Origin of the sequence: Pannonibacter phragmitetus DSM 14782 (genome assembly GCF_000382365.1) — a bacterium.
Classification (GTDB): Bacteria; Pseudomonadota; Alphaproteobacteria; order Rhizobiales; family Stappiaceae; genus Pannonibacter; species Pannonibacter phragmitetus.
Map to the genome: position 1 here is coordinate 87,133 of NZ_KB908229.1, position 12,769 is coordinate 99,901.

The following is a 12,769-nucleotide window of genomic DNA, read 5'->3' on the forward strand; positions in this document are numbered from 1 at the left end:
ATGGCAGCCCTTTCCGACACGCTCGTTGTCCCGGTTGATCTTGCCGCGCTGTGCGTCGGCGAGACGGACGTCAACGGATCAGCAACACAGCCCTATGGCACAAAAGACTTCTCGCGGCTGGCCCCGGATTTCTCGCTGCTGCCTTATGCTGCGGACGGCACCGCCCGCAACTCTGGCCCCTATCTCAGCACCCAGGTCCTGCCCGGCGCGTTCCAGAAGGCCTCCGATCCGCTCGACACAGGCATCCACCTGCACTGGGCACTGCCGGAGACCCTCACGCACGGGACGCAGAACACGGCAGGGTCGATCAGTTTCCAGGCCGCACCAAACCGCTGGCTCGTGCTTCGCATCGCGACAAACACGGCCGTACCGCAAACTCCCGAGACCAGCCTGAAGGCCTGGATCCTCGAAAGCGACCGGCTGTGGGACGGAGAAACCCCGCTGCAGCCTACCGATCCAGTACAGAATGCGGCAAGCTTGGCCGTTCCGATCGAGCCCAATCCGAATGTGCAGCCCAACAAATCCTGGAAGACACTGGGCCGGGTGTTTGCGCTCGACGGCTGGGCAGAAGACCCGTCCGCCCAGCGCGCGGACCTGACGGCGCTCGGCTATGGCGAGGCGATCTATGCCGCAACCTACCAGCTTTGCCCGAATGTTTTCGGCTTCTGGGACACGCTGGCGGATCTTGACCCCGCCGCCTACCCGCCTGCGAGCACGCGCGTATCCTATCTTCTGGCTGGCTGGCATGCGGATGCCAAGGACGACCCGCTCACCCGGATTTCCTATCCTGCCGGGGCCACGCTGGCCGAAAAGATCGCAGCAATCGCAGCAGCTTATGGCTGGAGCTTCCCGGCAGACGGCCTTGCAGCGGTGCCCGGCCGGACCGTTTACACCTCTCTGCTGACCGACATCGCCTGGGACAAGACCACCCACTACATCACGCCGCGCCAGCCCGGCCCAGCAGGCATCGAGGTTGCGATCGGCAACACCACCCCGGAAGCCCTGTCGGCACTGATTGCGGCACAGCCGGACTTCGCAGGGCTGCAGAATGTCGAACTGATCCTCAATGCACTTCAGCTTGGCCTGCTGACACGGATCGAACTGCCGGGAGGCCTGCGCGATGTCGAGGATGCCCTGCACAAGAACGGCTTTGCCTCAGCCAGCCAGGGCACGGTCTGGACCATCGAGGCAGCAACGGGCGCAGATCTAGGTTCCGCCGAGGGCGCTCCCAGTCTGGCCGAATTGCCGCCGGAGACGGGCGATGCACTCAACGCTCTCAATCTTGCACAGGCGCAGGCCGATGAGCTTGAGCGCAACTGCGACAGTCTGAGGGCCCGCATCTTCGCCGACTGGGTGCGCTACATGCAGATCCAGTATTCCCCGCCCCCGCCCGGCGGGTATCCGGTCACGGCAGATCAGGCGCGCCAGTTCATCACAGCCGAAACCGGCAGCCTGAACACCCTGCTGTCGGATCTGCAGACCGCCAGACAGTCTGTGTTGACTGCTCAGACCGCCCTTCTGGACATTCTCGACCCGCGTTACAGCCTGACAACGACGGACGGCGCAAGGTTCTATGCCCCGACGGATCCGGCCCTGCTCTTCTCAGGCGAAGAGGTGCGTCCGGCATACAGGGCAGCACCCGCCGAAGCCCGCGATCCGGCGGGCAACATGGTTTGCCGTGTGGCCACCACGGTCCTGAGTTCCCTCACCGCCACCAGCGGCCAGTCACAGTTCATGATCAATGCCGCATCGCTGCCTGCCCTTGCTCTTCCGGCCGGATTGCCGGTTGCGGAGGCCATGACCGCCCTGACCGGTGAAGCCTTCCTCGCAGATCCCGTGCAGGCCCCCGTTGCCGCAGCTGCATTCGCGAAGCTCGGAGGGGCGGGCAATCCGGCGCTTGCCGATTTCTCCAGTTTCACCGCACAGATTCAGGCCGCACAAGCCGCTCTCTACGGAACGGCGCCAGAGCCCTCACTGCATTTCACCGGCACCCCGCCGAGCCCGCTCGCCTTCAAACCCTGGTCGCGGCCATGGCTGCCAATCATCCTGCAGTGGGAGGTGGAGCATTTTCCCAATGCCCTTCCCCCATACCCGCCCGGCTTTCTGACCGCGAATTACACCTTCGGGCCGGACGAGCTTGATCTGCAGTTCAACGGCAGCATTCCGGCTGACAAGAGCAACAGCCGGACCTATGAGGGCACGATCGTTCTGACCGGCAACACGGAAATCAACATTCGCCAGCAGATCGAGGCCTATCTCACCAATTTCCCCGATTCAGACATCGACGCCGAGCTGCGCGAGATTCTCGACAACCTTCATCCGGCGATGCAGGCGCAGGCGCTCAGCGGTTTCAACCAGTCCTTCCTCATGCTGGCCCGCATCCTGCAAATGGGCGTTTCCGATCCGCTGGGGATTCTCAAGGGCGTGTTCTTTGCCAATTTCACCAATGTCACGGTGAAAGAGGCTGCCGCTGGTTTCAACACCGACAGCCCGCTTGGCAACAACACCTTCTCGCCACTGCGCAATGGCGGGTTCCGTGTGACCCGGGTGCGCATCATCGACACATTCGGACAGCCACTGGACCTTGCCGCTCCAGCCATCGTGCGGGCTGAGAACCTGATCCCTCCCGCCGAAAGCGAAGAACTGATCAACCTGCCGCTCCGGATCACGCAGCCCTCGCGGCTCCTCTTCAACTGGCTGTCGGCGGACAATGATGCGGTGGAGATGAACAGCCATCCGGCAACGACACCCGTCTTTGGCTGGGTGCTGTTCAACCGGCTCGACCAGGCCCTGATGATCTATGACGAAAGCGGGACGGCCCTCGGCTCGTTCAACCTGCTCGGCCCCTTCTGGCAAGGCGCCCCCGGCAATCAGGCGACTTTCGCAAAGCCCATCGAGGAAGTCTTCGCCGAAGCAAATCCGCATCTGCGCGCCTTCGCCCTGGGCATGTCCTCCGCCGCCGACCCGGTTGCCTATCTGGGAGAAATGCTGAAGGCCATCGACAAGAGCCTGGGCTTCATTGCCCCCGGCCAGAACCAGCCCTTCGACAGCCTTTCGATCCTGATCGGCCGGCCTCTCGCCCTGACGCGCGCCTCGCTGGACCTTCAGCTGCTCGGCCTGCCGGCCATGAACCAGAGCCTTGCAAGCTTCGCCGCCGCAACCGGAGCATCTGATCCGCTGCAGCGGGACGATGGCGGCGCAACGGCCGTCGAAATCCCTGTCGTGCTCGGTGCATTCGACGACATTGACGACGGGCTGACCGGCTACTTCATCGATGACGGCAGCGGGACGTCCTACCAGACTTTCTACACGGAAGCGGCAGACCCGGGGAACAGCCACGGCGTCAAGCCGCCTGCGCCGGACCAGATCACCCTCGTCACATCGGCTGCGAGCACACCCGTAACCGTCGCGATGCTGATTGATCCGAATGCACCGGTCCATGCACGCACGGGCCTGCTGCCGCTCACCGAACTCGCCATCCCGTCCTCGATGATCTCCAACGATCTGGCCCGGATCGCTGTGACCTTCCTCACCACACCGGTGCTTCTGACCGGCGAGCCGCAAATCCCGGTGCCGCCCGAGAGCGGATACGTGTGGAACTGGGTCACGCAGATCGCAGGTGCGGGCCAGTGGAGCGTGACGCCGGTAGCCGGCGGTGACGACGTCTCATTGCTGCCGCAGCAGATCCAGGAAGGCTGGCTCAAACTCGAACACGCGCCGGACACGCGCAGCGGCGCAAGCCCCCGGCGTTTCCGCAAGAAGTGAGGACCGCATGAGCGCACAGGCATCAATCGGACTGGCCATCGCCAATGCCACAACCGGTGAAGCGGTCATCTACGTGACCCAAGACACGGCGATGAACGATCTCGTCTTCACCGTTACCTACTCCGGCAGCTCACCGGTCACCTTCAAGGGGGGCACTCCGGTCCCGGAAGGCCAGATCACACCACAGAGCCCGGCATCCCTCTACTTCACCATCACCCCATTCCTGACGCCGGCAGAATTCCAGGCAATCAAAGTAACCCCGCCCGCTGGCTGGCAGGCGGCCCAGCTGACAAGTTTTGCGCTCACCCCGGTTTCCGACATCACGGTACAGCCGGGCGACAGTTTCGTCTTCCACCTGAGCAATCTTGCCGCCGATGGCCAGACGGGCCCCGGTTCATTCAACGTCACGAATTACAATGTGCCCGGCGTTGCCGACAACGGAACGCAGCTCGCCCTCGCCCTCGAACTGCCCCCATCGACCCACAAGCGTCTTGCGGACGTGCTGACAATCTCCTTTGCCGAGGGCAATACGGTCTTCATCGACGTGAACAACAGCGGCTCGATCCCGCCGAATGCGCTGATCCTCCGGCTCGACAACACCGCATTGCAGCCAATCGTCCCGCCCGATACGCCATGGCCCGGCACCCCGGTTTTCTATCTCAGCTTCGTGACCGCAACCAGCGGCCCCGGCTATGGCGCGCTGACCACAATCGACAGGCTGAAGAACGTCACCGTGTCACTCGCCGGTGACTACGGGACAACCTGGACCATCCAGGATCGCACCCAGGAAACCCCTCCCCACTGGGCCATCTACCCGAAAAGTCAGGAGATTCTCGGGATCGGGGCAAGCGCGCTCGTCGAATTCAGGATTGACGGCATCGTCACCAGCTTCGAACCCTCAGGCACCAACCTCTACCTTCAGTCCTCCGGCATTCCCGGTTTCGATGACGGTGTTCAGGCGCTGGTCATCGACAAGCGGCCGCCTCAGCTTGCGATCCAGGATTTCAGTTCCGGCAAGAACAATGTCGCCGCCGGAACGCAGGTTCCGCTGAACTGGCGGACCTTCGATGCAAACCGCTGCGAATTGAGCCCGGTGAACGGCCAAAGCGTGCCGGTTCCGGTGCAGTCGCCGGGCACCTATGCGGTCACGCCCACGATGACGACAACCTATACGCTGACGGCCTTCAACGACACGCAAGGGACCCGCACGAGCCTTCCCCTGACCATCGATGTCCTGCCGGTCCGCTTCACACAGCAACTGAGCGCGTCCCCCTCCACCGGGATCCACTACGGTGATCCGGTCTCCCTGTCCTGGGCGACCTCCTCCGCCACAGCCTGCACGATCAGCCCGCCGGTCAACGGCTCAAGCACGGTACCGCTTTCGTCCTCAGGTCTCGTCATCAACCCCGCCGCCACGGTTCAATACACCGTCACGGCACAGGGGCAGAACGGGCCTGTGCAAAGCAGCCTGACCATCGTACCCATTCCCAACGGCTGGCGCAGCGCCGCCAATGCGGGACTGTGGACCACGTTTTCCCGGCCGGTTCTGATCCCTGATTTTGCCGGGCGGCTGTGGTTCCTGGCTGGAGGCTCCGAAGAACTGAAAAGCTCAATTTTCCGCAGCATTGATGGCTTCAGCTGGGACTACGCGACCGACAATGCAGCCTACTCCCCGCGTGGGGATGCCGCTGGCTGTGTCTTTGACGGGCGCATGTGGCTGACGGGCGGCAAGACCCGGGCTGGCAGCGTGAACGAGATCTGGAGTTCAGCAGACGGCGTCACCTGGACACAGGCTGCCGCAAATGGCCACTGGTCCCCGCGCAGCCGCCATGCCTGCCTCGCCTTTGCGGGTAAACTCTGGATCTTCGGCGGAGCAGATGCAAACGGGCAGCCGCTGGGCGACGTCTGGAACTCTCTGGATGGGGTGAACTGGACACAGGTCACGGCCAAGGCGGTCTGGCCGACCCGGTCTGCGCTTGGTGCGGTGGTCTTCGGAGGAGCCATGTGCATCATAGCAGGCAATGGGTCCAATGGACCGCTCGCCGATGCCTGGCAAAGCATGGACGGGCTCTATTGGGACGGCCTTGCGAGCACGCCCAACTGGCTGGCCCGCTCCAGCCCCAACGTCAACGTCGTCAACGGATCGCTCTACGTAATCGGCGGAACAGGCCGCGATGGCAAGGCCATCTCGGACAACAATATCCTTGCTCCCGGAAAACCCTGGAGCTTCGGGGCTGGGCCGGGCTGGAGCGGAGACACGCTCAACGTTGCGTCTGCCGCGTTTCTCGGCGCCCAATGGTTCGCCGGCGGCACGGCCGGAGCACAGGCAAACCGCACCGTGTGGGGATTGGGATGATACCAGCTCTCGATGAGCCTGGCATGGTGAGAGCAGATCAAGCCCGTTCAGCGAGAGGGCTAATGGCCGGACCTGTCAGAGCATGGCTTCACCGACACGGTGCAACGTCCAGCACAGCGCCGTGAGGCACAGGACTGCGAAGACCAGCAGCAGCCCGTCACGGGTGAGGATTGCGGCGGCGACCAGGGCAATGAAGCTGGAGGCAATCGTGGCACTGCCAGGTACCAGCTCCATGAATGGCATGAAGACGGTCAGCGCCATGATCATCGTCAGCCAGACATAGAGACAGGGCTTCTCCGTCAATACGCTGAAGCGCGGCTGAAGTATGTGATCGACGAATGCAACCGGTTTGCGCAGCCAGGATACCGCCCCGCGCAGCCGTCCGCCGGAGATTTCCCGCCGGTGCAGAATGCCGGGAAGCCATATGTGCCGCCGCCCGAGGATCACCTGCGCCACCAGAATGAACTCAAGAAGGGCAACAAGGGTCGTCATGCCCGGCAAGATGCTGGCCGGAGATACGGTAATCAGCGCAAAAATGAGCATGAGCGCCGCAAAAGAACGGGCACCGATAGCCTCGACCATCGTGCCGATGCTGACCGCTTCCGCCTTGCCTGCCTCCTCCAGTTGGTCCAGCACTACCCCGAGCACGAGGTTGTTGTCCTGCATCTCCAGCACCGTCCTTTTCATTTACCGCTGACAGGAAACCCGGCTGAGGCAGGACTGTTCCACCAAGGCTGGAACATTTCCGCCGGGTGCTGGCAGGAGTGGCAAGCGCGCACATGCTGAGGCTGACCTCCGAGGAAACCGGCAGGACAGGACCGGGAGACTTATGCTCCGCTCCCCGCGTTTACGCGGAAGAGGTCTTTGGGTAATGCGAGAACATTGGCGCGCCCGAGATCTGCAGCTCTTCGGGAAACTCAGCCCGCAGGATGCTGCCGCTGTCCGACTCTGTAATGTAGAGCGTACGTCCGTAAGGGCCGCCGAAGGCACAATTTGTCGTCCCAAGACCTCGCGGCGACCGCACCACGGCAACAGGACGGCCAAGTGCGTCGTGCACCCATACAAGGCCCATGCCTGTCTGACAGACGACGACGCCGTTTTGCGCCGTCAATGCCAGGCCGTCCGGCCCGGCCCGGCCACCGGAAAACTGGATGAAAAGCCCCGCCTTGTTGACCCGTCCGCTCGCCGACAACGGCAGACGCCAGACGGCGTTTGCCCGTGTCACGGCGAGATAGAGCACGTGCTCGTTGATATCGAGCACCAGGCCGTTCGGGCTCGGGACCTTGTCGATCAAGCATGCGAGCGCGCCGGTCTCCGGCTGCCAGCGGTAAACCCTGCCCGTGGGGTCCTGCAAACCCGTCTGCCCCTGATCCGTGAAGTAAAGAGCGCCATCGCTGCCGAAATGCAGATCATTGCAGCCCTTGAACCCCTCCGTATCGCAATCGCGGAGCGCATGGGAAATTGCCCCGGTCACCGGGTCAAGCTGCATGATCCCGTTTTGAAAGTCGGCGATGAAGATCCGTCCGTCACGATGGATCTTCAGCCCGTTCGGTTGCCCCTCATACTCCGCGATCTGGCGAATATTTCCCGACGGGTCGCTGCGGAGTATCCGCCCGAAGGGGATATCCACGAACCAGAGGTTGCCTGCGAGATCGAAGGACGGCCCCTCAAGGAAACTGTCGACCGCCTGCCCACGGCGGTTGCGCTCTGCCCAATAGGACGAAACACCGGTTCGCCGCAGCTCCGCCGGCAGTTCAGCGAAGACTTCCGCGTCGATGATCACCGGTTCGGGGAAAGGATAGGTATGGTGCATGGCTTTATCCGATGGTGATCGATGGCAGAAAGAGCGCGATTTGCGGGAAGGCGATCATCAACAGCATGAACATCAGAATGATGGCGAAGAACGGCGCCGTGCCCATGATGACGTCTTCCACCTTTACCTCGTTCGAGGAACTGGCGACGACAAACAGAATGACGCCGAGCGGCGGAGTCAGTTGTCCAAGCTCGACCAGAATCACGACAAAGACGCCAAACCAGACCGGATCGACCCCGAGCGCGAGCAGCGCCGGAAAGATCACCGGCACGATGATCGCAATCATGCCGAGGCCTTCCATGAAGCAGCCAAGGATGGCGAAGGTGACCATGATGATCAAAAGGAAGGTCAGGCGCGACACGTTTGCATCGTTCAGCATTGCGACCAGATCTTCCCCAACACCGGAGAGCGCCGTCGCATAGGCAAAAATCATCGAGGTGAACACCACGAACAGGATATTACCGCTCATCGTGGCCGTGCGGCGCAAGGCATCCGCAAGAAGCTGCAGGCTTAAGCGCCGGTAAAGCGCCGCGATGGCGATTGCGCCAAGGACACCGACGGCGCCGGCTTCGGTCGGCGTGGCAAAACCGCCATAAATGCTGCCGAGCACGATCGCGATCAGGATCAGAAAGGGCACGATGTCGAGCAGTGCGGCTCCAAGCTCCGGCCAGGAGCTTCGTATGCCGGTCTTCGGCGCGAGTTTAGGGTTCAGCAGAACCCGGGCTGCAATGAACGCCATATAGAAGAGGGCAAGCAGGATGCCAGGCACGAGACCGGCCGCGAACAGCCGCGCGATCGAGGTCTCGGTGAATGTGGCGTAGATGATCATCGTAATCGAAGGCGGGATCAGGATGCCGAGCGTGCCACCCGCGGCAAGCGACCCTGCGACCAGACGCTTGTCGTAACCGCGCGCTGCAAGCTCCGGCAGGGCAACCGTGGACATAGCGGCAGCAGTAGGTGCACTTCCACCCGAAATCGCCGCAAAGATTCCGCTGCCCGCGATATTGGTATGCAAAAGACCGCCCGGCAAACGGCGAACGAAGGGGGCGACACCGTTGTAGAGCCTGCTCGAGAGACCGGATCCGAGCAGCACCTCTGCCATCAACACAAAAAGAGGAATGGCCGCCAGCGTGAAGCTGTTCGCCGAACCCCAGCTGACGATGCCGAGGGCCTTCCAGCCCACGAACCCCTTCATGAGCCATATATAGAAAAGGCCTGCGCCAGCTACGGCGAACTGGACCCACATGCCCCCCAGTATGAGGCCAATCAGGAGTCCAAAAGCAAGGATCGCGTCCATCAGGAATTACCCTTGAACCTGCCAATGGTCAGCAGGAATTGTTCGATGAGGAAGATGCCGATCACGCTGAAACCGGCCGGAAGCAGCAATTGCGGAATCCAGAGCGGTGTCCGCAGTACGGTCGGCGCGAACTTGCCGCGACTGAATGAGCTCAGCATCAGATCGTTGGTCTTCCAGATCAGCACACCACAGATGATCAGTGCCACAAGAACGAAGATCCGCGTAACCCAGACCCGTCCGGCCTCCGGCAGCGTGTCGTAGAGAAAATGGACCTGAAACAGGTTGCCGCGGCGCATGGCGATCGCGGCGCCGAAGAAGGTCAGCATGACGACACAATAGCCGGTTATCTCTTCCGCAAATCCCAGGGAATAGTTGAAAAGACTGCGGGACACAGCTTCGCCCGCAACGAGCAGGACAAGTGCAATCAGCACCGCTGCGGTGGCGAATTTCGCCACCGCAGCAATAATGTCAAAGAACAGGCCTGCCGACGCTTGCCCTTGAGGAAAATCGCCGTTCATCTTACTTTCCAATGGCCGCGCGGATGATCTTCAGGGCTTCCTCATATTCAGGACCGTTCTCCTTCGCCCACGCCTCCCAGTAGGGGGCGAGCTTTTCGCGGGCCGTTGCGAGATCACCGTCCGCAAGCTCAACAATCTTCATGCCGCCATTGGCCTGTGCAGTCTTCTGCACGGTCTCGTCCTCGATGAACTCCCTGGTGGTGGCAGCCCCCTCCTCGGCAACGATCTTGCGGAGAATCTGCTGATCTTTCTCGCTCAGAGCATCGAAAGAGCCGGTGTTGGCGATGATCATCGAGTTGCCGTAGTTGACGGGAAAGCGATAGTTGAAGGGCAGAAACTCGTGCCAGTTTTTCGCACCACCGGCGCTGGCAGTCAGCACGCCCTCAATAACGCCACGCTCGAGGGCGGTCGGCACCTCTGTCCCGGCAAGCGTGATCGGCGCCCCGCCGAATGCTTCAACGAACTTGCCCTGCTCGGGCGAGGTCACGCGGATCTTGTGACCCTTCATATCGGCAAGGCTTTTCATCTCGAACGTCGTGAAAATGGTTTGCTCCGGATAACGGTATCCGCCGAGCAAGGTGACGTCCTGTTGCGCGAAGGCCTTGACCAGGATCGGTTCCATCGCGGCGGCCGACTTGGCCCACTCGTCGTCATTCTCGATCAGCATCGGCAGATTGAGGACACGGGCGATCGGCACGCTGCCGGAGAAGAAGAAGTCAGCGGCAAAGTTGACGATGTTGTCGCCGACCGCCTGCGTGATGTCGGAAGACGCAATCTGCAGCGTCTTGCCCAGATGCAGCGTCATGGTCAGCTCGCCATCGGTCTCCTTGCCAACGCGTTCGGCGATGCGGTTCATGCCCGTGACCGCAGCCGTCGTGGAAACAGCGGAATAGGTATAGGCAGTCCAGTCTTCAGCCTTGGCCAGTGTTGCCGATGCCACGACGGCAATCACTGCGCCCATTGTCGACAGTTTCATTCGTTTCTCCTCCTGTTGAAGTCCGTCTTTTCAGTGTCCGGATCATCCAAGCTGTGACGTCATTTCCACGGATTCTTGTCCCAAATGGCCTGAGCGACGCCATCTTGTTTCCGGGCCAGGTCCGCAAAAGCGTCTCCCGCGACAAAGGCCATCGGATTGCCCTGATCAGCCATCGCTTTCTGGAAGTCCGGGTTCGAATTGACTGCGTTCAGTGCATCGCGAAGCTTGCCAGTGATCTCTGCATCCATGCCGGCTGGAGCGACGATGCCGCGAAGAGACGACATCTCCACGTCAAATCCGAGTTCCTTGGCCGTCGGCACGTCGGGGCGGAAGGCGGAACGCTTGTCAGAAAGTACGGCGAGCACTCTGATATCGTCCTTGAAGCTCGTGGTCTGGCTCAGTGCCATGGTGCCAGCGGCGACATGCCCGCCCAGGAGCGCCGTGCGCGCCAAGGCAGCTCCCTTGAAGGGAACGAGCGTGAACTCTGCCTGCGCAGCATCGGCCAGCATATTCGCCGCGAAATGATCATTGCCCCCAAGTGAGGCAAGACCGAAGGTGACCGCGCCAGCGTTCTCCTTTGCCGCAGCCATGAGCTCCTCGAGGCTTTCAAACTCCGACGAGGCGCTGACGACGACGGTGTTCGGGTCATCGACGAAATTCGCAAGATAGGTGAAGCTGTCGACACCGTAGCCGGCCGGCCGGTCCTTTGTGAGGGCGAAGGCCGCCGGCAGGTTGAAAGTGCCGAGCGTATAGCCATCGGGTGCCGCCTTTGCGACCTCGGTAAAGCCGATCAGACCGCCCGCGCCGGGCATGTTCTTCACGATGACGGACGCCCCCTCGCCCAACTCCTTTTCCAGATACTGCGCAACCGTGCGCGCCATCACGTCGGTGCCACCGCCTGCGGAGTAGCCCACGACGATTTCGATCGGCTTTTCGGGAAACCCGGCGAAGGCGGGCGCGCAGCTAAGCGCGCTTATCGCCAGTGTTAGAAGCATTCTCTTCAAGACACAGTCCTCCCTCTGTCTTTGGTAAAAATCTGCTCATCCAGTCCATAGGAACGCGACGCGGTCCGCCAAAAAAGGTCGTCACGCTCCTCGGCTGAGAGGTCTTCCGAAAGCCGTTTGAACGCATTCCACAAGGCGCCGTAGCTGAACTGCCCCTTGTCGACGGGAAAATTGCTCTCGAACATGGCGCGTTGCGGCCCGAAGGTCTCAAGGCAATGGAAGAAGTAAGGCGCCCAGTCACTTGCAAGCTGCCCGGAATGCGGGGGCTGCGGTGCGTCAGCGTAGCGGTAGCCGAGAACCGTCAGGCCAAACCCGCCGATCTTGATGCGGGTATTCGGCAATTGTGCCAAGGCAGTGATGGATTTCCGCCAGTCCGCCAGCACCTCTTGCCCCGAAAGCCTGTAGGGCCCGACACCCAGGGGACCACCGCAATGGTCGATCACCACCGTGAGGTCCGGCACGGCAGCAGCCAGATCGAATACCTCGCCAAGCTGCGTATGATAGGCCCAGATATCCAGCGTGAGGCCATTCTTGGCGAGCACCCTTGCACCCTCCAGAAATGCATCGCTCCGCAACAACCCATCGGGCGGCGGGTTCGGATTGGAGCGCACGGCAGGATGGGGATGGTAGGCAGTGGTGTTGCGGATGCCGCGCACCTTGCCACCACCGGCTTCCATTAACGGGTCCAGAACGCGGCGAACCTCACTGCCCAGCTGCAGATCTGCAAAGGCAACCAGGGCAGCGGGATAATCGGGCTGTGCCCGGCACCAGTTCAGGATTGTTTCCACTTCCCCCACCGGCTGCAGGGCAGGTTCGGCATCCATGTTGTAGCCCGTGCGGCATTGGACATAGATGCTCGCGCGGACATCATGCCCGCACGAAACGTCGTCCAGGAACTCGGCGGCAGCATACCGGCCGCCGGGCCTCACCCACAGATGATGATGCGCGTCGAGGATCGGCTGTTCCGGCGCAAGGATCTCTTCCTGCGCCTGTGCCAGCCAGTCATCTCTCACCACAAAATGTGGATTGGCCTTTGCCAT

Annotated in this window: 9 protein-coding genes; 2 read left to right on the forward strand and 7 right to left on the reverse strand. The window is 61.8% G+C overall.

Annotated features, from left to right (window positions below):
- Positions 1-3,765: a hypothetical protein gene (locus H163_RS0117690; protein ID WP_019965950.1), complete on the forward strand. Its 3,765-nt coding sequence runs from the start codon at positions 1-3 to the stop codon at positions 3,763-3,765.
- A gap of 7 nt (positions 3,766-3,772) precedes the next feature.
- A complete protein-coding gene (locus H163_RS23770; protein ID WP_019965951.1) occupies positions 3,773-6,121 on the forward strand; it encodes a Kelch repeat-containing protein in 2,349 nt (782 codons plus the stop codon).
- Positions 6,122-6,196: 75 nt separating this feature from the next.
- Here the strand turns inward: H163_RS23770 and H163_RS0117700 are convergent, their stop codons facing one another.
- The 7 genes from H163_RS0117700 to H163_RS0117730 all read right to left on the reverse strand — a co-directional run bounded on the left by H163_RS0117700 (position 6,197) and on the right by H163_RS0117730 (position 12,769).
- Positions 6,197-6,787, reverse strand: coding sequence for an exopolysaccharide biosynthesis protein (locus tag H163_RS0117700; protein WP_026356004.1), 591 nt, complete (start codon positions 6,785-6,787; stop codon positions 6,197-6,199).
- Positions 6,788-6,968: 181 nt separating this feature from the next.
- Positions 6,969-7,934: an SMP-30/gluconolactonase/LRE family protein gene (locus H163_RS0117705; RefSeq protein ID WP_019965953.1), complete on the reverse strand. Its 966-nt coding sequence runs from the start codon at positions 7,932-7,934 to the stop codon at positions 6,969-6,971.
- A gap of 4 nt (positions 7,935-7,938) precedes the next feature.
- Positions 7,939-9,231: a TRAP transporter large permease gene (locus H163_RS0117710; protein ID WP_019965954.1), complete on the reverse strand. Its 1,293-nt coding sequence runs from the start codon at positions 9,229-9,231 to the stop codon at positions 7,939-7,941.
- Positions 9,231-9,749 (reverse strand): TRAP transporter small permease, encoded by a 519-nt coding sequence (locus H163_RS0117715; protein WP_019965955.1) that lies wholly within the window; start codon positions 9,747-9,749, stop codon positions 9,231-9,233. Before H163_RS0117715 ends, H163_RS0117710 begins: the two co-directional genes overlap by 1 nt.
- Position 9,750: 1 nt before the next feature.
- On the reverse strand, positions 9,751-10,725 hold the full coding sequence (gene dctP / locus H163_RS0117720) for a TRAP transporter substrate-binding protein DctP (protein ID WP_026356005.1): 975 nt from the start codon (positions 10,723-10,725) through the stop codon (positions 9,751-9,753).
- 59 nt (positions 10,726-10,784) lie between these two features.
- On the reverse strand, positions 10,785-11,720 hold the full coding sequence (locus tag H163_RS0117725) for a tripartite tricarboxylate transporter substrate binding protein (protein WP_019965957.1): 936 nt from the start codon (positions 11,718-11,720) through the stop codon (positions 10,785-10,787).
- 5 nt (positions 11,721-11,725) lie between these two features.
- Entirely contained in the window at positions 11,726-12,769 is a 1,044-nt protein-coding gene (locus H163_RS0117730) for an amidohydrolase family protein (RefSeq protein WP_019965958.1), read from the reverse strand.